The organism is Acinetobacter beijerinckii CIP 110307 (assembly GCF_000369005.1).
Classification (GTDB): Bacteria; Pseudomonadota; Gammaproteobacteria; order Pseudomonadales; family Moraxellaceae; genus Acinetobacter; species Acinetobacter beijerinckii.
The window spans coordinates 16,859-38,841 of sequence record NZ_KB849767.1; the positions used below are offsets into that span (position 1 = coordinate 16,859).

Genomic DNA, 21,983 nt, shown 5'->3' on the forward strand with positions numbered 1-21,983 from the left:
ATGATGAGTATGACTACTTTGAAGTCAGCGTCACAGGCTTCAACTTATTATTCAAAAGATAACTATTACACTAAAGAGAACACAGCTGAGAGCTTAGAAAATGCTGGATGGTATGGTAAAGGCGCAGCTGTTTTAGGCTTAGAAGAGGAGAGTTTTGATCCTGATAAGTTTAAGGCTTTATTGCAAGGTGAAATTGATGATGATAAGAAAATTGGTCGTACTGTATATGATGAAAATGGTGTTGCGTCAACGCAACATCGCCCAGGTGTGGATTTAACATTCTCTGCCCCTAAATCTGTCTCAATTCTTTCTGAGGTTTTTAAGAATGAAGATGTAAGGCAAGCTCATGAGGATGCAGTTAAATCCACACTTGATCTAGTTGAAAAAAAGTATGCTCAAACACGAGTTGGTGTTGATGGCTCGATGCAAAAAGAAGATACAGAAAATCTTATAATCGCTTTATTCTCACACAACAATAGCCGTGAGTTAGACCCTCAGACTCATACTCACGCAGTTATCATGAATGCTACATTGAATAGTAAGGGCGAGTGGACAGCATTAAGTAATGAACAGATATACCAAAACCAAAAATTAGTAGGTGCAATATATAATTCAGAATTGGCAAGCAACTTAAAAAATTTAGGTTTGGATTTAGAGTTTAAACCAAATGGAAATTTTGAAATATCAGGAATACCGCAAGATATAATTGATGAGTTTTCAAAGCGAAGAATGGCAATGTTAGAAAGTGCTGAAGCAAAAGGGATTGATCTTTCTACTGCTTCAGCAAGTATGCGAGAGGTTATCGCACTAGACACAAGAAAAACTAAAAAAAACGTCACACAAGAAAGTCTTGATAATGACTGGAAAGAACGAGCTGATTCATACGGATTAACAAAAGAATATGTTGAAAGCCTTTTTTCAAAAGATAAAGTCAGAGTCAAAGATAAAACAGAACCTGAAAATAAAAAACCTGAACTTAGTGCTGAAAAGTCTGATCAAGAGAAACAGCAGCCTAATAGAGCTAAAGAACAAACTGAACACGGTGCTGAGCAAGGTGATACTGGCAAGAGGCAGCCTGACGCTTCTAAAGAACAAACTGAGCATGGTAATAATCAAGCTGATACAGGCAACAAGGAGCCTGACAGTCATAAGGGGAGGTCTACAGCTGATAACAAGGAACCTGGGAATAGTAAGCAACCTGATAGCAGTAAAACTAAAATGGTTGAACAGGATGTAGAGGATACAAGTGAAAAAAAAAGCTGGTTGGATCGCCTATGGAATTTTTTAAAAAAAGATAATCCTGAGAGCAAGGGGAAGAGTAATAATATAGGCGTAAAACAAACTGATAAACCCTTAAAAGAATGGGAAGGTTTGTCTGAAAAAGAACAAGCATTAAGAGAAGCAGTGTTTTACTCGATTGGTCATCACACAGAAAGAGAAATGATGATTAAGAGGGGTGATATTGAAGCTACTGCATTGACTAAATCTGATGGGCTATTTGGGTATAAGGATGTAGAAGGCGAAGTAAATCGGTTATTAAAATCAGATATTCTAGTTGAAACTAAAGCCGGAAGGGTTACAACAAAAAGACTAGCCCATAGCGAAATATGGTCAATTGATCATGTTAGAGAAGAGCGTAAGGCCGTTGATAAAATATTAGATTCAGATGTGATTAAATCTGAAATAGCAGAAAGAGAGGCATTGCAAAAATTTAAGTATACAGATGGACAAAGGAATGCAATTGAAAGCATTTTTACAACCGATAGCCGTTACCATTCAGTAAACGGTTTGGCTGGTACAGGTAAGACTACAATGCTTACTGCATTGAATAAAATTGGCGAAAAGCAGGGGTTCATTGTTAAAGGAATGGCGGGATCGGGAACAGCTGCAAAGAATCTTGAAATTGAAACAGGGATACCATCATCGACTAACGCTATGTTCCAGCTTAATGAAAGTAAATTACAAAATGATTTGGCGAAAACTAATGGGGTAGTAAGTAGGAAGAATGAAATTTGGGTGGTTGATGAATCAAGTATTACAGGCCAGGAAAACTTTGCTGAGATTATGAAATTAGCAAAATCAGCAGATGCAAGAATAGTATTCCTAGGAGACAAACTACAACTTCAAGCAATTGATGCAGGTAAACCATTTGAGCTTTTACAAAATGAAATGTCATTCTCTTCGATGGAAAACATTAACCGCCAAAAAACACAAGAACTTAAGGATGTTGTAGCGGTAATTACGGCTAAGAACTCAAAGGGTGAAATTGCGTTATCTGAGAATGTTAAAGCATTCGATATGCTGGATGAACAAGGGCGAGTGGTACAAGTTGGGCAAGAGGACTTGCATCATGAGTTGGTTAATGAATACATGAGCCATGATCAGGCCAAAAGAGAGAATAGTTTAATTATTACACCATTCAATAGTGATAGAAAAATCATAAATGAAATGGTTAGAGAGAAGCGTGTAGAAAAAGGAGAGTTAACAGGGGAAGAGTTAAAATTTTCCACATACTCTAATAAGAATTTAACTAAAGCACAGCAAAGTGAAGTTGTAGAATATAAGCCTGGTAATGTTGTTAGATTTAACAAATCATATAATCCAGAAGGTAAGAACTTTAAAAAGGATGAATATTACACTGTGGTTGATACTTATAAAAATACAAAGGGAAAAAGGGAGCAGGGATTGTTACTTAAAGATAAGGATGGGGTTATTCAAGAGTGGAATAGTAAAAATAAAAATTTAATAGAAGTTTACGAAAAAGAAGAAAAAAAATTATTAAAGGGCGACCTAATAAAAATTAATAGAACAAATGGGGATTTTAAAAACGGTGAAAAGTACACTTTTAAAGGTATTGAGGGTGATCATGTGTTGTTAGCAAATGAGAAAAACGAAGAGCATAGAATGGCTTTAAATGAGTTTAAGCACTGGGATCATGGATATGCAACAACAATATATTCGAGCCAGGGGTTGACGAAAGAGAGTGTTTTTATGTTAATTAATAGTAACACTTTATCTAGTGCTCAAAATGATGAAAAAGCTGCAAAAAATTTAGGAAAAATTTTTGGGAATCGAGCTTTTTACGTGGGTGTGACACGTGCATCTAAAGAATTGAAAATTTACACTCATGATAAAAATGTAGCTCGAATGGCGGTTGGGTATTCACAAGACAAAACAAGTTTTGCACAAGAAACTCAATATGGAAAAGATGAAACTCAATTTGAAAAGAATAAAGGTTTTGACATGGAACATTGATGCAATTAGAAACTTAATGAGTACCTAAAAATCTAAAGACTGTACTACAAAATTATAGCTATAATGCTATACAAATAACTATGGTTATTGATGTTTTTAGGGGGTTTGGAAAATGGGCGAGTTAGTGGTTGAAAAAGGCATAATGAGTAATGTAAGTGCAAAATTATACGATGAGAAAAGGACAGTAGATACTCTGTACCTGGAGCCTGAGTTAAAGAAATTTGCTACTTCATTAGGTAAGAGAACTAATCTTTCTCTAACTTATGTTGTATCAAGGATTATTGAATTTTGTGTGGAAAATAAATCAAAAATATTTTTTGATGAAAGCCAGCTTGAAAGTAAAATTTCAAAGAATGGATTAAAAACCACTGTGCGAGTAAAAAAGAATATTTATTCTAGCTTTACAGGTTTTGTAGAGCAGTTGGGATCGCAGTTGGATAGAGAAGTCAGTAGATCAGCATACTTGAATATGATTTTAAGAAAAATGTATGAAAGACAAGAAGCGGATTATGAATTTAGTGCTAAGTTTTTAGAAGAAGCTTTGATTGTATAAAAAAGCATAATTAGCCCATTAAGGGCTTTTTTTTTGTTTAAAGATTTATTTTTCTGTTGAAAAAAAGTAAAATGAAAAAAAATAGAGTTGACTGTTCTGTCTATTTTTGAAAATAGACCAAAATAAAAGCGATTTTTATATTTTGTTAAAAAGTTTTGTTAATAAGAAGTAATAATAAATTTGTAAATACTTATATAAATCAATTACATGTTAAATATGGTTTGAAAGATATTTTTAAACGTCACTTTGACAGCCAAAAAGAAAACAGTGATAATTATTGAGCAGTTAAAAGGTGCAACAATTCTCTGAGTTTGATTGACTGGTCGATAAAAATAAAAAGTGTCTACTAATTCACTTTATTATGTTATTGGGTTGTTAATGAAATGTAAGTGGGTATGGGGTGGAAATCTCTATCTTTGAAGAGATTTAAGAAAGTACAAGTTTTACGCATAAGAAAAGAAATTTATTGGAGTCTTTATGGACTTAACAACCCAAATGCTTTTGCCGATAAAAATGGTAGTTGAGCGTAAACAACACTTTATTTGTTAGCTATATCAACAATTGGCTGTACTCAGCAACTCTAAAATTCAGGTGAGTACTGCCAAAAGATTAATACTCTTCCGGATTATTAATCTTTGTGTGTTAAGCCCTGGTCACAAAAAAATTGGGGCACTATTAAAACATATTGAGAGGAGTTCCACATGGAATTGGCGTTACAGACCCCATCACAAAAGATGGATCAATTCATGGTGCGTGTTCGCCCATTGCTTCGCACAGTTTTGTTAGTGCTTGCTGTATTGGCAATGGGAACAATGCTGGCAATGTTTGCAGAAGCAGCGTCAACAACAGCTAAAGAGTTCGATGCATCTGCTACCAAGGTAGAGGCATGGATCAAAGGTAACTTAGGTAAAACGATTATTTTAGGTGGCTTGATCTTCTCATTAGCAGCATTCGCATGGACACGTGATTTTAAATTGTTGTTCTTGCCTTTAATCGCAGCGGTGGTTATCGGTGTTGTGATCGGGATTATTAACTCGTCATTTACGGCAGTTATCTAATTCTAATTAGCTAAAAAGAAAGGTGATGTATGAACGATGATCTACAACATTATGTACCGACTAAATTAGATGATCCGGGTAAGTTTTTGATCTTTGATCAAAGCGTAGCAATCCTAGCGTTAATGTTATTCATTGCTGGTTATTGGGTAAATCATCCGTTTATAGGCTTGGTTGTAGGTATCGGCTTGGCATATTGGTTTAACAAAGTGAAAGCTGGGTATCACATCGGTTTTGTACAGCACCTTTTTTACTGGGTTTCGGGTACTCCTAAATTGGAAGAACTGCCCGAATCAGGTAATAGATTCTTCTTTGGATGAACTTTTGTCGAAGATTTTTAATTATTTTATTGAGCAATTTTTGGAATACCGCATAAGACAATGTTTTTTATAAAGAAAATATTGTCTTATGCGGTTTATTTTTTTGGACTTCACTTTGACAGCCAAAATAGAAAAAGTGATAATTATTAGGTGCTTTTAACACCATTTGGACTTTGAATATGAGTGTTTTTAAAGATCTGAACTTACTGACTAAGACCAAGAAAATATTTGGTGGAATTGTGTTGGTAGTGGGTGCTTTCAGTGTTCAGGCAGTTCATGCCGAGTGCTGGGATGAAGCAGCTGCTATGTATGGTCATGATCCATATTTACTAAAAGCAATTGGCTGGAAAGAAAGTAGAGGGCATGTCGGGGCGGTTGGCTCATTACTACGTGATGGAAATAGAGCATTAGGGTTAATGCAGATAAACACCATCCATTTGCCAGCTTTAAGCAAGCAAGGCATAACCAGGGCTGATCTATTTGACCCATGTACATCACAAAAAGTCGGTGCATGGGTTTTGGCTGATTGTTTAAAGAAAAAAGGTGAAGTGTGGACAGCGGTTGGTTGTTACTACGGTGGCCCAGCATCTAAGGCTTACACAGCAATGAGGAATTATGCGAATGATGTAAGACGATATTACGAGGGGTATAAGCGAAAAGCTGGACTCCCTACAACATATCAGCCTTTGATTGGTTATAAACAACCAGCAACATTGCCAAGTCCTTTATCGAATAAGAGCCAACAGGTTTCTTATAAGAATAAAGAAGAAACGCAAGTAAGCAGTTTCAAGATAATCCAGTTCTAAACATCCCTAAATGGTGAGGTGATAGCAGATGAAGTTAAAAAAAATATTGATAGTTGCTGCATGTTGCGTTACCGCAACAGCAGCAATGGCAACTGAACCGAATAAGTCTAAAAAGGAAAAGGCTCAACCAATGAGTGAACCTAATCCAGTTCAGGCTTATGTGAATGTTATACCTCAAGGGGGCGAAGGACGTGACACGTCCTTTATCCTTTGTGAGCATTCACAAAAAGGTTGTGAGAAGCCAGTTCGGACAAAAAAGCATTTGGCAGTATCCAACAACTCAACTCAAATTCAGGTGGGTACTGCCAAAAAAAACAATAATCTTCCGGATTATTGATTTTGGTGTGTTAAGCCTTAGTCACATATAAAAAATTGGGGCATTTCGTCAAAAAACAAGTTAAAGGAGTTCCACATGGAATTAGCGTTACAGACCCCATCACAAAAGATGGATCAATTCATGGTGCGTGTTCGCCCATTGCTTCGCACAGTTTTGTTAGTGCTTGCTGTATTGGCAATGGGAACAATGCTGGCAATGTTTGCAGAAGCAGCGTCAACAACAGCTAAAGAGTTCGATGCATCTGCTACCAAGGTAGAGGCATGGATCAAAGGTAACTTAGGTAAAACGATTATTTTAGGTGGCTTGATCTTCTCATTAGCAGCATTCGCATGGACACGTGATTTTAAATTGTTGTTCTTGCCTTTAATCGCAGCGGTGGTTATCGGTGTTGTGATCGGGATTATTAACTCGTCATTTACGGCAGTTATCTAATTCTAATTAGCTAAAAAGAAAGGTGATGTATGAACGATGATCTACAACATTATGTACCGACTAAATTAGATGATCCGGGTAAGTTTTTGATCTTTGATCAAAGCGTAGCAATCCTAGCGTTAATGTTATTCATTGCTGGTTATTGGGTAAATCATCCGTTTATAGGCTTGGTTGTAGGTATTGGCTTGGCATATTGGTTTAACAAAGTGAAAGCTGGGTATCACATCGGTTTCGTACAGCACCTTTTTTACTGGGTTTCGGGTACTCCTAAATTGGAAGAACTGCCCGAATCAGGTAATAGATTCTTCTTTGGATGAATATTAGATGCTTAGAAAAAATGGTGAAAAAACAATAGGAGAGTTAAGTGCTGATAGGAGGGCAAGTAGAGTATTTTCGCTGATTATGAGTATATCCAATATAGGTCTGATCGGATTGCTTGGATATGCACTCATGAATCAAAGAACAATTGTTATTCCCTCACAGCAGTCAGCTCAATATTCAATCGGCAATGATCAGGCTAATAAAGAATATTTTATCGACACCACAAGAGACTATCTCAACCTTTTATACAACGTAACTCCAATCAATGTTGATGAAAATTTTGGAAAGTTGCTAGAGGGTGCATTACCTGAACATCAAAAAGATATGAAAAATTATCTTGATAAGGCAGCAGAGCAAATCAAACGTGATCAAGTAACTCAAGTTTGGTCAACCACCGGAATGTATGAATTTATCCCAAGTGAAAACGCGGTAATTGCTAACGGTGTAACAAAAACATATTTAGCAGACAAACTCGTTACATCCAAAAGTCAATACATTCGTTTTGATTATGTGATGAAAAATGGCCGTTTGTATCCTAAAAGCATAATGGAAGTTAAGCAGGATGAGACTCAGTAAATTCGCATTAATACCACTATTGCTTGCAGTTAGTGGATTTACATGCGCTGCACAGCATGTAGAGAAAGCTTACCTTGATAACGTTACTGTCAATGTGTCGAGCACTGAACAAAACGTTTTGGCAGTAGATGGAAGAAAAATTACAAGTGTCATCCCATCAATTGGTGATGCGCTTGAATATCAAAAGGATATTAACCAAGGGGTTCTGTATTTCAAAGTTGCACCTTGGTATGCAAATCGCACGATTTCGGCATTTGTTAATGATGATCAAGGTACACGATATAAACTCGTAATGCGCCCAACCGCAAGCTTAGGTGCAGAAGAAGTCATTTTAATACCACCCAAAGCAAATGATTCAGCTGGCTCAGATAAAGGGGCGCAATCATTTTTACAGCAAATTAAAGAGCTGATCTATGTGATGGGTGATGATTCAGATGATCCACAAGATGAACTGGCAATTTCAGGGATCAATCGTAGCTTTGTGAATCAACCTATCCCATTGTGGAAAGAAGCAAATATGCTCTTTGTTGCACGTTATGAGGGTGACGAATTATACGGTGAACATTATCAGGTTACGAATAGTACGGCTTCTAATTTAATTCTATTAGAGCAAGAATTTTATCGTAAAAAGGTTCTAGCTGTATCAATTGAGCACCTTAATTTGCTGCCTGGTCAAACTACCAATGTGTATGTGGTTCGAGAGAGATAGGGAGTAGATTATGAGTGACGATATAGAATTAAACCCTAATGATAAGAGAAAGAAACAACAGACGACTATTCTAGTTATAGGAGGTGTTCTTTTACTCTTTGCAATTATTGGTTCATTGTTTTTTTTAGGTGAAGATCCACAGCAAGAATCTCCACAAGCTAAATCAGAACAGGTTCAGTTGACACCGCCTGGTGGTGTTGATGATAACGCTGCATTGCGTACAGGCTTATCACAGGAGCTTGCTACAACAAATGAACGATTGTCAGGTTTAGAAACTCAGCTGAACAACCGTGATCAAGAAATTAGCGGCTTAAAGGAAGAGCTGGTAGATATTGGCTCAAGAGCAAGAGAAGCTGAAAGACTGGCTAATGAAGCATCAAGAGCACCTAGAACAATGGCTGCCCCAACTAATACTAATCCACCGGCTAATACATCATCTGCATTTGGAAGTATTCCACCAAATCGCCAGGGGTTGCATGGAAACTCAATATTGTCTGATCCAATGGGATCAACAGTTGACCCAGCTACAGGTCAAGTTATTCCTTTACAGGGTAATGAAAATGTAGCAGCTGCTAAAGGATTTGGAATTATTGATTTAACTCAGGGAGAGACAGGCCAAGGTGGTAGTGGAGTTGCGTCAACGCAACCTAAAACACAAAGCACATTCATTAGTGATGGTTCATTTGTTCGAGTTGTGATGGTTACAGGGATTGATGCGCCAACAGGCGGACAGGCACAAAATGATCCTTTACCAGTGTTATTTGAAACCGTTGGTAAATTAGATATGCCAAACAATTACAAGGTTAACATTAAGGGATGTCGTTTCTTGGGTTATGCCTGGGGTTCACTATCTACCGAACGTGTTAATGCTCGTATTGAGTCAGGGAGCTGTATTGTCAATGGTAAAGCCGTACAGGTGAATGTAAAAGGTGTCTTGATTGGCGAGGATGGTAAACCAGGGATTCGTGGCAAGGTAGTTAGTAAGCAGGGGCAAGCATTAAGTGCAGCTGCTTTGGCAAGTGCATTAGAAGCTATTGGTGGCTTATATAGCAATACACAAGGCACAACAACAATGGGTGCGTTAGGTGTGCAACGGACTGTAAGTGGGCAAGATTTGAAGAACAGCGCAGTGGGTGGAGCTATTTCAGGTGCAGCAGAAAAACTATCAGATTTCTACTTAAGACGTGCTGAAGAACTATTCCCTATTGTTGAGGTTCATGCAGGACGTGCAGTAGAAATATTGGTAACAAAAGGTGCTGAGGTTGATGGGTTAAATCTTCACGGTTCAGCTGGTAGCAATAGAAATAAACGTATTTTATTGGATGATTAACATGAAAAAAACGGCATTAGTTATTAGTTTACTGGCGGTTTGTAGTTTGAACGCAAATGCGAATGTTGCAAAAGCTACAGCTAACCTAAAGAAGTCTTATCCAGCGACAACATTCAACAAAGTTAATGAAACGCCAATCAAAGGGATATACGAAGTAGTCATGGGGCAAAATGTCGCATATACCGATGATAAAGGTCGCTATTTTATCTTTGGTAATCTATACGATATGCATACACAGAAAGATATTACAGCGGAAGCTGACAATAAAACTAAAGTCTACTTTCCGAATGCTGAACAGTTAAAAAATGCAATTAAGGAAGTTAAGGGAAATGGGCAACGTAAAGTCGTTGTATTTTCTGATCCGGATTGTCCTTACTGTGCTCGTTTAGAGCAAACATTAATAGGACTAGATAACGTAACAATTTATACATTCCTTTATCCATTAGAACAGCTGCATCCAACGGCAAAATCTACAGCAATAAATATTTGGTGTTCGGGCAACCCTGTTAAAAGCATGAAAGATTATATGCTTGCAAAAATTAAGCCTGAAATCAAAACATGCAAAAACCCAATAGATAGCAATATAGCGTTTGGTGCGAGTTTTGGAGTTCAGGGAACACCGAGTTTAATTTTTGAAGATGGTACTTTAATTCCTGGTGCTATGAGCCTGGAAGCAATAGAACAACAATTGCAAAAATCTCATGACAAGGTGGTGAACAATGCGAATTAAATTATTAGCAATGTCATTAACAGTAGTTGGGCTGGCTGGTTGCAATACATTGGACGGATTAAATTCAAAAGGTAACTTTGATTGTAAAGCACCTGATGGAATTGTGTGTGACTCAATGACTGGTGTAATGGCAAATGCGAAAGCAAATAATCTGCCTGGGCAACAAGTACGAAGATCAGAAAAAACACCAGCGAAAGGCAGTGAATATATGCCTGTCAGATCAAAGCCTAGTGCTTCTGTTTTACCAACGATGGAATACACCGGTGCGCCAATCCTACGGAATCCAAAGACATTACGTGTATGGGTTGCACCTTGGGAAAGTGCAGACAGAACTTTATTCGATCAGCAATTCTTTTACATCGTAATTGATAACTGGAAGTGGAATATCGAGCATAACAGGAAACGTGTTCGCATGGCCTATGCGCCTAGCTCAGCAAGTGATTATGTCGTTTCAACTGGCAGGTCTAACACAAATAGCCAAGATTCTTATAAATACAAAATTGATGGCGATAAAGCTATTCCTGATGAAAATGCACCTATTCCTATAAATAGTAGCAAGGTTGATTCAATAAATCCTATGCCAAGTAAAAGAGATGTTGATGCAAGTGTGGCTAAAGAGCTGCAAAACATGAATGTTGATATTTCTCAGTTTACTAAACCTCTAGCAACAGGGGGGCGTTAAAAATATGTTGGATATTAGAGAAACACTAAAACGATTTTGGAATGAATCTGTTTTAGGTGAAACTCCGGATTCTAAAAAGCCTTCACCTGTGAAACTCTCAAATAAAATTTTAGAGTCATACGGGATGCACCAAATCTTTAAATACGATATGTATGATGAAGAAAGTGGACTATTTATCAATGAAGGAACTTTAGGGTTTTGCCTAGAAGTTTTGCCACAGACTGGTGCGAATGAAGAAATGGTTAATCGTCTATTAACCATGTTCACACCAATTCCAGCAGAGACAGGTATTCAGATACAAATGTTCGGGAACACTGTATTTGATGGAATGATTGATCGTTACTACCAAATTAGGGAACAAGCTAGAGAAAAGGGTGATATTGATAGTTTTGGAATTGAGCTTGCAAAAAAACGTGTAGAAGCTGTATTTACAAGAAAAATTGGTGAACCTTTATATGGAGTTCAGGCAAACTATTCTATTAAAAAACCAACACTTGTTATTTCTGTAACAAGGGATGGAGATTTTAATAACGAAGAACAAGTAGCAAAAATGATCACTATGAAGCACTCAATGCTTGCTTCATTGCGTCAGGCTGAACTATTGGCTTTTCACATGGATGTGACAGCTTTAATTGCTCACTTAACGATTATTTTGAACCCTGAAATTCTATTCAAAAAAGATGCTATGCCTGTTATTGAATATGATGAGCATAAACGAGTTAAAGAGCAAATTACCAAGATAGGTCATACAGCCGAAGTTAGAAGAAAATCAATTGTATTTGGTGCAATTCCTGAAAAGGGCGAAGCAGATGAACGTATTGCAATGCGCCACTTTGGGATTACACGCTATCCGAAAAGAAAACAGCTGTGGGAAATGGGCGATATTATCGGGGCAATGTTTGACGATGCACTACAATATCCTTGCCCTTATATTATTACATGCGGTATTTACACATTAGACGCAAATCAAACTGAAACAATGGCACGAATGAAACAAGCACGTGCTAAGCAAAATGCACAGTCTAGTATGGCTAAATTTCAGCCTGAATATGCTGAAATTTCACAAGACTGGGATTCAGTGGTTTATCACACAAACAATGGCGGTGCTATGTGTGAAATGTACCACATGATCACTCTAATCGCACCTTTAAATAAGATTGATAATTACACACAAGCTGCTGTAAATATTTGGAATAATAATAAATTTAATATTATTCCATTGGATTTTATACAACTAGCTTCTTTGTATGTTTCATGTCCAATGACATTAAGCAAAAAAACACGTGATGATCTTAAAAAGTTAAAGATCATGACAACAAAGAGCACGATCAATGCAATTGATATGAGTCCTTTGCTGGGTGAGTGGCAAGGTGTTGGTGATCCAGTGGTTATGTTGTTTGGCCGGAAAGGAACGCCTTGTTTTATTGACTTCTACGCAAATACAGATGGTAACTATAACCTTTACGTTTGTGGTGTATCGGGAGCTGGTAAGTCTGTTCTATTACTTGAAATTCTTGCAGCTTACCGAGCTGTAGGCGCACAGCTATTTATTTTGGACGTTGGGCGTTCTTTTAAAAACTTTGTTGATTTAGCTAAAGGCACCACGTTTGATTTTAACAGTGGTAGACGTTTGTGTATGAATCCTTGGTCGTGGATTCAGGTAGCAGAGACAGAAGAAGTAGATGGACTCAATACATTCCAACAAGAACTTCGTATGTTATTGCCAATTTACGCAAAAATGGCTTCACCAAGAGGTTCTTTGAGTCAATTCCAGGAAGCATTACTAAGCGAAGCTCTAACAGCAACATGGGAAAGATTCGGGAATCAGAACAATGTTGATAATGTTCAATCGTATCTACTGCAAATCAAAGATGAAACAGGTGTCAATGTAGACCGTATTGCATTTGAGCTTGGTAAACAGCTACAGCCATTTACTACAAAGGGGATGTACGGAGCTTATTTCAACGGTGAAGCAAATATATCATTTGATAATGATGTTATTTACTTAGAGCTTGAAGAACTCAAAGATGCGCCTGCTTTACGTGCAGTAGTTATGTTCTGTGTAACAAGCAGAATTATGAAAGAAATGTACTTGTCACGTGACCGCAAAAAACTGTGTTTTATTGATGAAGCTTGGCAATTGTTGGGTGATGATGCTGAAACTGCAAAGTTTATTGAAGAAGGCTACCGAAGAGCACGTAAATATAACGGTATTTTCGGAATCGGTACTCAGGGTATTGATGATGCTTTTAAAAATGAAGCTTCACGTGCTGCTTATACAAACGCTGACTGGAAAATCTTCTTACGTCAGGACGAAAAAAACTTCCAAGAATTGATTGATTCTAAAAAAGTTAGTTTCTCGCCATACATGCAAAGAACCATTAAATCATTGCGTAAAGTGAATGGTATGTATGCAGAAATGATCATTAGTTCACCAAGGGGTGAACACTTGTTACGTCATATTCCTGATGACTTCTCATTAGCAATGGCATCAACAAATGCCAAAGACTACACACGCCTAGATAAGCTAATGAAAGAAGGAAAAACAACAATCCAGGCTATCGAAATTTTACTTGCTGAAAAAGAAGCTGAGAAATTTGGGAGAAGTGCATGAGTGAACAATTGGATGAAGTGAAAACAACTGTAGAGCCAAAAAAACAGAATAGTAAATCCAGTGATAAATGGTTAGACATGACAAAGTTTGTTATGGCAATAGCACTAATTTCATCATTGATCACTATTCCTGGGTTGTACATTGTAAAACAAGGCCAAACGAAAATTGGTGTGGTTGATGTTCAAGCTCTAATTATGGAGCATGAGAAAAAAGTTACCCAACAACTCTATGCAAACCAAGGAGCATACCAAAGCAGTGATGCAGTAAGTTTGAATAGTGGTGTGGTAGAGCAGCAGACCAAACAATTTATACAAAAAATGGAAGCTTCCATTGATGATATTAATAAAAATTGTGGCTGTGTATTAATTAATAAAGCAGCGTTGTTAACTCAAACAGGTAAGGTTTCTGATTATACCCAAACAGTTAGGGAAGCATTAGAAAAATGAAACTGAATCAAACCAACGTAATAAATATGATTTTCTACTTTTTCATATTGTTGTTAGCTATAGCAGTGATGGTCGCAATTAGTAATCGCTGGTTTATTTACAACATCAATGTGACACATAGTTTAAATGGATTGGTTTATGCAATCCATAAGGGAGCAAAGGTTGAAAAAGGGAATTATGTTGGTTTTCGGTGGAAAGGTGATCAGTTTTATAAATCAGGATCAATTTTTGTGAAAATTGTTTCAGGTGTACCAGGCGATGTGGTTAAGGTTGAAGGGAGAAAAATATTTGTAAATGATCAGTTTATTGGTATTGCAAAGGAAAAATCAAATGAGGGTATGCCACTTGAAGCGATAAAGCCTACTGTTATCAAAGAGGGTGAAATTTTTGTTAGTACACCAGCCAAAGATGGTTATGACAGTAGATATGCAAGAGTTGGATTAATTCAAGACAAAGAAATTTTAGGAAAAGCTTATGAAATATTTTAAAGGGCTTGGAGTAAGTTTAATTGCATTTAGTTGCGTTACCGCAACTTGGGCAGCTGACTTAGGTAAACATGGTGAAGTATATAAAATTGAGGAAAAAAATGCCTTAGATGCTATTTATGAAAAGCTCAAAACAATGGAAAAGTCAGGTGAACTAGCTAAGAAAAAGAAAGAAGCAATTGACCGATCTATGCATTCTGCAAAGAATCCAAAACCAGTTGAGGGAATAGTAACTTCAACTCAAAAACGTGTTTTTAATTTTGACCCAAGTATGGTTTTGAGTAACAACATAACCACTGATGAGGGGCAGATTATTGCATTAGCTGGAACAAGAATAAATCCATTAGACACAATTACTATGTCACGAACACTTGTGTTTTTTGATGGAACCAAACAAGACCAAGTTGATGCAGTTGAACGGCTACTTAAAGTTTATGACCGAAAAATTACACCTGTACTGGTAAATGGTACATGGCTTGAATTGACAAAAAAATGGAAACGCCAGGTTTATTTTGATCAAGCTGGTTATATGACTACACGCTTTGGGATTAAGGCAGTGCCAGCAATAGTACGTCAAAGTGGCAAGGTTTTAGAAATCACTGAAATGCCAGCACAGGAGCTTAAGCCATGATAAGAAAAATCATATTCGCATTTATTCTAATTTTTAGCTCTTTAAACGTGTTAGCAGAAGAAAGTAATAACAATGGTAGTGGCGGATCAAGTATCAGATGTGCTGGAGAATTTGCCAATCCATTAACGGATATTTGCTGGAGCTGCATTTTTCCGCTTTCAATTGGTGGGCTAGAGCTATGGAGTGGTGGACAAGAAGATATTAAAAATCCACCGGAAGTATTGTGTAGCTGTATTGATGACCTGATGTTCCTGGGGATTACACTAGGGTATTGGGAGCCAGCACGAAGAGTTGATGTAACACGTACACCATACTGCTTTGTAAGTCTTGGAACTCAAATTGATGTTGGTGGGGCAGCACCAGAAGGTGAAGTTAGACTTCATGATGATAATAATAGAAATTCATTCTATCAGGCGCATTGGTATTCAGATCCAATTCTATATTGGTTAGAAGTAATGTACGAACATCCTTGTTTAGAGACAGGGAAGCTAGACATTGCATACATGACTGAATTAGACCCGCTATGGAATGATGATGAGTTGTCTGCAATTTTAGCTCCTGAATCTAACCTTGTGGCAAATCCACTCGCCCAGGCTGCTTGTGCTGGCGACTGTGTTCTTGCTTCTAAGGGATTTGGTACAAATGCATTGTTTTGGTGTGCTGGTTGCCAAGGAAGTATTTATCCATTTACAGGGAATGTGGGATACCACGTCAGTCATATTCAAGCTAGTTCACTCATTGCACAGCGTTTAGCTGCAAAGATGCACCGCCAGTTTTTGACATGGGGTACACACGGTTCACAAGGTTTGTGTGGTGTATATCCATTACCTGTAATGGATAAAACTGCATACAAATATCAGATGCTTTACCCAAGGCCACAAACTGACAAGATCGGTAGTAAATGCTGCCAACCGTTCGGGCGCACAACGGTTAAGTGGGGAGCTGGACGTTCATATCCAGTTAAAGGCGAACATTTCTCTTATGAAATGTTTAGAAAGAAAAACTGCTGTGTCGGCATCATCACATATAAATAATAGGTGTTCCCATGAAGAAAAGTACATTTTTGGCAGCATTACTTATTGGTTTAGTCGGGCAAAGTGCTCACTCAAATTACTATGTAGATGATGCAGATATTAAAAAAAATATGCTCAATCCAAATGTGTTTAATGAAGATAATGCAAATTGGAAAAAAGCACAGGAAAAGGCAACTGAGCAACGTCAGGCTTTCGATAAGGTAAAAGTTCCTGAAAGAAACAGTTTTCCGAATGTACAAGTTGGAAAATTCAGCAATATTGATGTCCAAAAAATTGCTGAACGTTATAAAAAGCGAGTGGATGAAGAGCAGAAATCAGTAAGCGGAGTAATCGCTTTTGTTAGTTTCTCAATGCCCGATGCATCTATTAAAAAGATCATTGCGGATACGTTAAAAGTTAATGGAACAGTACTTTTTATTGGATTCAAAAATAATGAGTTCAAAGAAACAGCTAGAGAGATTAGACGTTTAGATATTCGTAAGGGAAATATTCAGATTAACCCGAACGCCTTTAAACAATACAAAATAGACGTGGTGCCAAGCATTGTTTTAGTAAAGGCCAAAGCAGAAGAGCGTATTGATGAAGAGGGATGTGTTCTGCCTGAGAATTACTCAAAGGTAACAGGTGATGTATCACTTGAATATGCCTTGGAATTGATGGCAAAAAATGAAACTGCTGATCTTAAGAGCCTAGCAAATGATTATCTAAACCAAGCTAGAAGAGGGAAAACCAATGAATAAGTTTTTTATTCCCTTTATAGCAATACTTTTAAGCAGCAATATCTATGCAAACACTTCTCAAGGCCAACAGTTAGGGCTAGAAGCTGGAAATCAGGGATTAGGTGGTGCGTCAAGTACAGTCAATCAAAATAATGGTAGTCAATGGCTTCCTGGATATTCAGAAAGTGCAAAGGAGGAGGGCTATTACAAGGATGGCATGGGTAACGTTAATCAGAGTGGCGCAGATAAATATGCTCGTTGCGCCAATGCTAATGCAGTTCTAACGGCAGATGAAAAAATTGAATGTGATGCAATCAATTTCGTAAATAAAAATCCACGTTCAAGAAAGCTATACGAAGTTGATGCGAAAAAAGACCCTGTGATCAAAAGTAGTAATGAGATCAGAAACAATACTTATGAGTCATTTAAGAACAATCAAACCTGTTTTCAAAAAACGGTAAAAACAAATGCTGTCTATGAAGAACAAGTTTGTACACAAGGGGTAGCTTTTTCAGAACAACAATGTTTTGAACAAACTGTTAATGATGTATGTCCTACTTCTTTTGATGGAAATACTTGTAATGGTGAAACAGGGATTGAGCGTGGTGCATTAACCTCAAGTGGGGATCATAATTCATATATTTCTTACGAGGGTAATAAACTAAAGTTTGGATTGGGCTATAGATTTAATACTGCTACAGGATCAGCAACCTCAACATTCAAAGTAACAATTAGAAATAGAGCGAAACTAATAAACATTAAGTTGTTAAGTAGTAAATACGATGATGCTTATTTGCTGAAAATTAATGGCGTAGAAGCATTAGCGGTCAATATTGGTGGTGCAAATGATGGAACTACTGGATTTTCTTCAAATCAGGAGTTAGGTCAGTATTTTGTTGAGGGTGAAAATAAAATTGAACTCACAGTTTATAACAACGTGAGAAATTCGCCTTACTATGCTGATTTAATAATTGATATTCCTATGTACTGTGAGTGTACAAAGAAAAAAACTAATACATGCAATGAAGATGTTTTAAAAAATGCTCATTGTGGAGTTAAAGACAGTATATGTCTTGAGAAAGACTGGAAAGGAAATTGTGTTAAAAAGCAGCTGAATTATTTGTGTAAAAACACGATGTACACTCAGAAAAAACAAAGCTGTCAAACACAAACACAAATGCAATGTAAGAATCCTTCAGGTGTCTTAAGAGACAAGTCCACATGTGACCAAGGGATTGATTACGACACGTTAAAACTAACACAAAATGATGGAAATGCGGTTTTAAGTAAGTTGCATAACTCCTTTACTTTAAATGGAAGTGGTGATGATAGAGGTGGCTCAGGTAATCGTAATTTTATAGTGAATTTCGACATAAAGGACGTAAATTCAACATCAATGAAATTACTAAACGTGGGCTATGATAATAGAGGTGTGGTGTATGTAAATGGCACAGAAATTTTTAATCGGTCAGTGAATGGAAATAGATTTGATACTGTAAATATTGACCTGAAACCATACCTAAAAACTGGCTCTAATACGATCAGATTATACATTGAAAACTGGCATGGGCCTTGGTCAGGGTTTATAGGTGTTGAAACTAATTATCAATGCTCATGTCAGGAACAAAAAATCGACACATGCAGCACAAATAGTTCTTGTCAGTTAATTTCAGAAACGTGCTCAGATGATTCTACAAAAATTATAAATGGTGTGATGGTTAAAGGTTGCTGGAATACTACCAAGAATTATAGCTGTGAAGCTAATGGAACAACCGTATCAGATTGTCGCCCTTTGTTAGAGCGTGGTTGTTCTCAGATTGGGAGTGTTTGTACCAGTAAAGATGCCAATGGAACATGCCTAACATATAGTCAGAAGTACCAATGTGAAAAGACACCAGCTAAAGAAGAAGAACAAACAATATGTGTTGATGTGGATTGTGTTGATGGGAAGTGTTTAGAAAAAGCAGCAGATGAAAAGGATGCTGATTTTGCTCAGGCAGTTACCATGATGGAAGCAGCACGTGAAGCCGGTGTGTATATGGAAAAAGACTATAAGAACACTCTAAGATTATTTGTAGGTGAGGAAAATAAATGCACAGTTAAGTTACTTGCTGGAAGCAATATTATGAGTTGCTGTAAAGAAGTAAAGATTGATGCAAGCTCAGCAACAAATAAAAACTCAGGTAGTACGGCTACTGGTGCGTTTGGTAATAGTCCTGATGCACCAACGCAAGAAACCCAAGGTTCGAGCTATCAATATGACGATGTTTATAACGATGACAAAACCATTAAGCAATTGCAGTCTCAACTTACGTTTGGTTGGTTGGAATGTTCAGAGGGTGAAAGAGAGTTAGGAATTAAACGTGGCAGCAGTCTATGCACACATGCAAGAACTTGGTGCTCAAAGAAAGACCCTATTTTTGGTTCATGTCTTGAAGAAACTAGAGCTTGGTGCTGTTTTAAATCTATCTTAGCTAAAATTATTAATAGACAAGGTAGAGCACAATTAGGCTTATCACTTGAGACGTGTGAGGGTATCAAAATAGAGGAATTGCAGCGTTTAGATTTTTCTAAAATGGATCTGACTGAATTTAAAAATTCAATTACACCAGCGAACATGAATTTAGATGAGCGTGTAAAAGAGTTGCGTGATCAGGTGACAAAACGTTCAGTTGGGGGTTACTACAATGATGCTGAATAAAATGAAATATCTTTCTTTATTAATCTTGGCGTTAATTGGAACAGAGGTAAAGGCTGAAAAATCTGTTTTTGATTACGATTCAATTTGGAAGTGTGACCAGGCCAAACGTAATTGGTATTGTGATGATGAAGAGAAGAAATCAACCCCAGCTCAACGAAATGAAGAAAAGCCAGTTGCGTCACCGCAACAAGTACCGCAATTAAAAGACTTGAGCAAGATCAGAACAGCAGAAGAGCTTAGACAGGAACTCAAAGTCAGAGAGGATATTGCTGTGATGATTCCCACTGAAAAAAACATTAAAAACTATCTTGATGCCTGGCACATGACGATGGATAAGGGAACTGTTTTTGCTGATCAATGGCGCAGAGTTGTATGGAAAAATCCGGAATACGATTATTCATTAAAGAGTCCTGTAAACAATACGGCAGTAAGAACAAACAACCAAGCTAAAGATCAAGATCGTAGTAACTATATGCGAGAAATCGCTAAAGAACATGGGCTGATTTTCTTTTTTAGAAGTGATTGTCCTTATTGCCATCAATATGCACCAACTTTGAAAATGCTTTCTGAAATGTACGGAATTGAAGTGCTTGGAGTTTCTATTGATGGTGGTGGGCTACCTGAGTTTCCAAATCCTAGAGATGGAAGAGCAGTTGCTCATAAATGGGGAATTGAAAAAGTACCAGCAACATTTATTGCTTCTAAGAAAACTGGTGAACGTGCCCCTGTAGGTTTTGGCTTAATGTCTCTACAGGAAGTTATAGAACGTATTTGGACGTTAACGAATACACAACCCGGACAAGATTTTTAAGGTGAAAATATGAACAAGAAAATTAAAGCCCTAGTCTTGGGCGTTGCATTAGGTAGTGCTTCGGTGAGTGTAAATAGCTCACAATCAATGGGTGATGTATTTGACCAAATAAACTCTTATGGAAACGTAGCTGGTGGAGCTGCAATTGAAGGACAAACAATGAACTACTACACAGGTGGTTCAGCATTTGTTCGCATCCCGAAAAATACATATAACCTTGCAAGTTTAACGCCACCATCTGCAAGTGCTGGTTGTGGTGGTATTGATTTATATTCAGGTGGTTTTAGCTTTATCAATAAAGAGCAATTTGTAGCAATGGCTAAAAACATTGGATCAAATGCTTTAGGGTATGGTTTTAAACTAGCAATCCAAAATCTGTGTCCTACCTGTGATAACGTGATGCAAGCGTTACAATCAACAACTCAAGCAATCAATAGAATGAATATTGATAGTTGTGAGGCTGCAAAAGGGATAGTAAATGCAACGACCGCACAGCTCGATCTAAAAGGGCGAGAACAGTCAGCGATCAACTATGGAACATTCAAAAATATCTTCTCAGATATAACCGATGCTTGGGGAGGAATTAAAGGTAATGCAGGGAAAACAGAACAAGTTAATCAGAGTGTTCAGCAAAACGACCCTAATTTAAAGGATCATACGCCGACCAATGGGAACTTAACATGGAAAGCTTTAAGTCGTGCCGGTTTAACTACTACAGAAAAACAAATGATAATGGGAATGGTTGGTACAGTCGCCATTACGAAGGATTCCAACAACAACAATATAGTTAAACCATACGCTAGACGAGTTAACAATATTACTGACTTTATTGGAAAGCCTGGTGAAACAAGTGTGAAATTACCAGTTTGGGCTTGTGCAAATGGTACAGGGATTGACCAGTGTACTGAGTTAACGGCAGCTGAACAAAACAGCACAAGTTTCTATTGGATGGTTAAATTAAAGCTAGATGGCCTAATCAATGCTATATCAAATAGACAGAATATAGCTAACTCACAAGAACTTATTGATTTTGTGAATGTGACAGATATTCCAGTTTATAAACTTGTAGCTGTAAATACTCGTTATGGGAATGGGGATGCAGCTCGATTTGCTTTAAATAACTATTACGAATTATTAGCAGCTAAATATGCTCAAGCTTATGTGGAAATGGTTGCTCGTGATGTGAATGCTGCATTGGATAACTATTTGGCTGGTACACAAAGCGAACTATATTCTCAGGAATTAAAAAGGCTGAAAGAAGAAATTATTCAGCTAAGAGCAGAAATCAACACTTCTATTTCAACTACATATCAAAGAACAAATGTAGCTTACAACATAGCAATGGAAGTAAATCAAATGGAGAGAACTTTGCATTCAAATATGTCTCAGTCTCTTCGTCAGTCAGTTAACTTTGCAAACTCCTTACAACAATAAGG

General features: G+C 37.3%; 22 protein-coding genes. All 22 read left to right on the top strand.

Annotated features, from left to right (window positions below; all coding sequences use genetic code 11):
- The 22 genes from mobF to F933_RS16625 all read left to right on the top strand — a co-directional run bounded on the left by mobF (nt 1) and on the right by F933_RS16625 (nt 21,981).
- Nucleotides 1-3,255: a MobF family relaxase gene (gene mobF, locus F933_RS16520; RefSeq protein WP_005063304.1), complete on the top strand. Its 3,255-nt coding sequence runs from the start codon at nt 1-3 to the stop codon at nt 3,253-3,255.
- A gap of 112 nt (nt 3,256-3,367) precedes the next feature.
- Nucleotides 3,368-3,808, top strand: a complete 441-nt coding sequence (locus tag F933_RS16525; RefSeq protein WP_005063305.1) for a hypothetical protein — start codon at nt 3,368-3,370, stop codon at nt 3,806-3,808.
- A 701-nt stretch (nt 3,809-4,509) separates the two neighbouring features.
- Nucleotides 4,510-4,866, top strand: a complete 357-nt coding sequence (locus F933_RS16530) for a hypothetical protein (protein WP_005063306.1) — start codon at nt 4,510-4,512, stop codon at nt 4,864-4,866.
- 29 nt (nt 4,867-4,895) lie between these two features.
- Complete coding sequence (traL, locus tag F933_RS16535; protein WP_005063307.1) at nt 4,896-5,183, top strand: type IV conjugative transfer system protein TraL; 288 nt, start codon at nt 4,896-4,898, stop codon at nt 5,181-5,183.
- Between the two features lie 179 nt (nt 5,184-5,362).
- Complete coding sequence (locus tag F933_RS16540) at nt 5,363-5,989, top strand: lytic transglycosylase domain-containing protein (protein ID WP_005063308.1); 627 nt, start codon at nt 5,363-5,365, stop codon at nt 5,987-5,989.
- 28 nt (nt 5,990-6,017) lie between these two features.
- Nucleotides 6,018-6,326: a hypothetical protein gene (locus F933_RS16545; protein WP_005063309.1), complete on the top strand. Its 309-nt coding sequence runs from the start codon at nt 6,018-6,020 to the stop codon at nt 6,324-6,326.
- 75 nt (nt 6,327-6,401) lie between these two features.
- On the top strand, nt 6,402-6,758 hold the full coding sequence (locus F933_RS16550) for a hypothetical protein (RefSeq protein WP_005063306.1): 357 nt from the start codon (nt 6,402-6,404) through the stop codon (nt 6,756-6,758).
- Between the two features lie 29 nt (nt 6,759-6,787).
- Nucleotides 6,788-7,075: a type IV conjugative transfer system protein TraL gene (traL, locus tag F933_RS16555; protein ID WP_005063307.1), complete on the top strand. Its 288-nt coding sequence runs from the start codon at nt 6,788-6,790 to the stop codon at nt 7,073-7,075.
- Between the two features lie 7 nt (nt 7,076-7,082).
- Complete coding sequence (locus F933_RS16560) at nt 7,083-7,655, top strand: TraE/TraK family type IV conjugative transfer system protein (protein ID WP_005063310.1); 573 nt, start codon at nt 7,083-7,085, stop codon at nt 7,653-7,655.
- Nucleotides 7,642-8,364, top strand: a complete 723-nt coding sequence (locus tag F933_RS16565) for a TraK domain-containing protein (RefSeq protein WP_005063311.1) — start codon at nt 7,642-7,644, stop codon at nt 8,362-8,364. The genes F933_RS16560 and F933_RS16565 overlap by 14 nt, the downstream gene beginning before the upstream one ends.
- Before the next feature lie 10 nt (nt 8,365-8,374).
- Nucleotides 8,375-9,694, top strand: coding sequence for a TraB/TrbI/VirB10 family type IV secretion system protein (locus tag F933_RS16570; protein WP_005063312.1), 1,320 nt, complete (start codon nt 8,375-8,377; stop codon nt 9,692-9,694).
- Nucleotide 9,695: 1 nt separating this feature from the next.
- Nucleotides 9,696-10,424, top strand: a complete 729-nt coding sequence (locus F933_RS16575; protein WP_005063313.1) for a DsbC family protein — start codon at nt 9,696-9,698, stop codon at nt 10,422-10,424.
- Nucleotides 10,414-11,106 carry a type IV conjugative transfer system lipoprotein TraV gene (traV, locus tag F933_RS16580; protein WP_005063314.1) on the top strand — a complete coding sequence of 231 codons (693 nt, stop codon included), beginning with the start codon at nt 10,414-10,416 and terminating at the stop codon, nt 11,104-11,106. Before F933_RS16575 ends, traV begins: the two co-directional genes overlap by 11 nt.
- A gap of 4 nt (nt 11,107-11,110) precedes the next feature.
- Nucleotides 11,111-13,720 (top strand): type IV secretion system protein TraC, encoded by a 2,610-nt coding sequence (traC, locus tag F933_RS16585; protein ID WP_005063316.1) that lies wholly within the window; start codon nt 11,111-11,113, stop codon nt 13,718-13,720.
- Complete coding sequence (locus F933_RS16590) at nt 13,717-14,166, top strand: hypothetical protein (RefSeq protein ID WP_005063320.1); 450 nt, start codon at nt 13,717-13,719, stop codon at nt 14,164-14,166. The genes traC and F933_RS16590 overlap by 4 nt, the downstream gene beginning before the upstream one ends.
- The gene (locus F933_RS16595; protein ID WP_005063322.1) at nt 14,163-14,654 is read left to right on the top strand and encodes a S26 family signal peptidase; all 492 of its coding nucleotides are present in this window, start codon (nt 14,163-14,165) and stop codon (nt 14,652-14,654) included. The genes F933_RS16590 and F933_RS16595 overlap by 4 nt, the downstream gene beginning before the upstream one ends.
- Nucleotides 14,641-15,282, top strand: coding sequence for a type-F conjugative transfer system protein TraW (gene traW, locus F933_RS16600; RefSeq protein ID WP_005063324.1), 642 nt, complete (start codon nt 14,641-14,643; stop codon nt 15,280-15,282). Before F933_RS16595 ends, traW begins: the two co-directional genes overlap by 14 nt.
- On the top strand, nt 15,279-16,316 hold the full coding sequence (traU, locus tag F933_RS16605; protein WP_005063326.1) for a conjugal transfer pilus assembly protein TraU: 1,038 nt from the start codon (nt 15,279-15,281) through the stop codon (nt 16,314-16,316). Before traW ends, traU begins: the two co-directional genes overlap by 4 nt.
- A gap of 11 nt (nt 16,317-16,327) precedes the next feature.
- Nucleotides 16,328-17,056, top strand: coding sequence for a type-F conjugative transfer system pilin assembly protein TrbC (gene trbC / locus F933_RS16610; protein WP_005063328.1), 729 nt, complete (start codon nt 16,328-16,330; stop codon nt 17,054-17,056).
- Nucleotides 17,049-19,736, top strand: coding sequence for a conjugal transfer protein TraN (gene traN / locus F933_RS16615; protein WP_005063333.1), 2,688 nt, complete (start codon nt 17,049-17,051; stop codon nt 19,734-19,736). Before trbC ends, traN begins: the two co-directional genes overlap by 8 nt.
- Entirely contained in the window at nt 19,723-20,547 is an 825-nt protein-coding gene (locus F933_RS16620; RefSeq protein ID WP_005063336.1) for a conjugal transfer protein TraF, read from the top strand. Before traN ends, F933_RS16620 begins: the two co-directional genes overlap by 14 nt.
- A gap of 9 nt (nt 20,548-20,556) precedes the next feature.
- The gene (locus F933_RS16625; RefSeq protein WP_005063338.1) at nt 20,557-21,981 is read left to right on the top strand and encodes a conjugal transfer protein TraH; all 1,425 of its coding nucleotides are present in this window, start codon (nt 20,557-20,559) and stop codon (nt 21,979-21,981) included.
- The last annotated feature ends 2 nt before the right edge of the window (nt 21,982-21,983 follow it).

Bases quoted from the DNA above. Each gene is read 5' to 3' on its own strand.
- mobF (WP_005063304.1), top strand. From the start codon at position 1: ATGATGAGTATGACTACTTTGAAGTCAGCGTCACAGGCTTCAACTTAT.
- F933_RS16525 (WP_005063305.1), top strand. From the start codon at position 3,368: ATGGGCGAGTTAGTGGTTGAAAAAGGCATAATGAGTAATGTAAGTGCA.
- F933_RS16530 (WP_005063306.1), top strand. From the start codon at position 4,510: ATGGAATTGGCGTTACAGACCCCATCACAAAAGATGGATCAATTCATG.
- traL (WP_005063307.1), top strand. From the start codon at position 4,896: ATGAACGATGATCTACAACATTATGTACCGACTAAATTAGATGATCCG.
- F933_RS16540 (WP_005063308.1), top strand. From the start codon at position 5,363: ATGAGTGTTTTTAAAGATCTGAACTTACTGACTAAGACCAAGAAAATA.
- F933_RS16545 (WP_005063309.1), top strand. From the start codon at position 6,018: ATGAAGTTAAAAAAAATATTGATAGTTGCTGCATGTTGCGTTACCGCA.
- F933_RS16550 (WP_005063306.1), top strand. From the start codon at position 6,402: ATGGAATTAGCGTTACAGACCCCATCACAAAAGATGGATCAATTCATG.
- traL (WP_005063307.1), top strand. From the start codon at position 6,788: ATGAACGATGATCTACAACATTATGTACCGACTAAATTAGATGATCCG.
- F933_RS16560 (WP_005063310.1), top strand. From the start codon at position 7,083: ATGCTTAGAAAAAATGGTGAAAAAACAATAGGAGAGTTAAGTGCTGAT.
- F933_RS16565 (WP_005063311.1), top strand. From the start codon at position 7,642: ATGAGACTCAGTAAATTCGCATTAATACCACTATTGCTTGCAGTTAGT.
- F933_RS16570 (WP_005063312.1), top strand. From the start codon at position 8,375: ATGAGTGACGATATAGAATTAAACCCTAATGATAAGAGAAAGAAACAA.
- F933_RS16575 (WP_005063313.1), top strand. From the start codon at position 9,696: ATGAAAAAAACGGCATTAGTTATTAGTTTACTGGCGGTTTGTAGTTTG.
- traV (WP_005063314.1), top strand. From the start codon at position 10,414: ATGCGAATTAAATTATTAGCAATGTCATTAACAGTAGTTGGGCTGGCT.
- traC (WP_005063316.1), top strand. From the start codon at position 11,111: ATGTTGGATATTAGAGAAACACTAAAACGATTTTGGAATGAATCTGTT.
- F933_RS16590 (WP_005063320.1), top strand. From the start codon at position 13,717: ATGAGTGAACAATTGGATGAAGTGAAAACAACTGTAGAGCCAAAAAAA.
- F933_RS16595 (WP_005063322.1), top strand. From the start codon at position 14,163: ATGAAACTGAATCAAACCAACGTAATAAATATGATTTTCTACTTTTTC.
- traW (WP_005063324.1), top strand. From the start codon at position 14,641: ATGAAATATTTTAAAGGGCTTGGAGTAAGTTTAATTGCATTTAGTTGC.
- traU (WP_005063326.1), top strand. From the start codon at position 15,279: ATGATAAGAAAAATCATATTCGCATTTATTCTAATTTTTAGCTCTTTA.
- trbC (WP_005063328.1), top strand. From the start codon at position 16,328: ATGAAGAAAAGTACATTTTTGGCAGCATTACTTATTGGTTTAGTCGGG.
- traN (WP_005063333.1), top strand. From the start codon at position 17,049: ATGAATAAGTTTTTTATTCCCTTTATAGCAATACTTTTAAGCAGCAAT.
- F933_RS16620 (WP_005063336.1), top strand. From the start codon at position 19,723: ATGATGCTGAATAAAATGAAATATCTTTCTTTATTAATCTTGGCGTTA.
- F933_RS16625 (WP_005063338.1), top strand. From the start codon at position 20,557: ATGAACAAGAAAATTAAAGCCCTAGTCTTGGGCGTTGCATTAGGTAGT.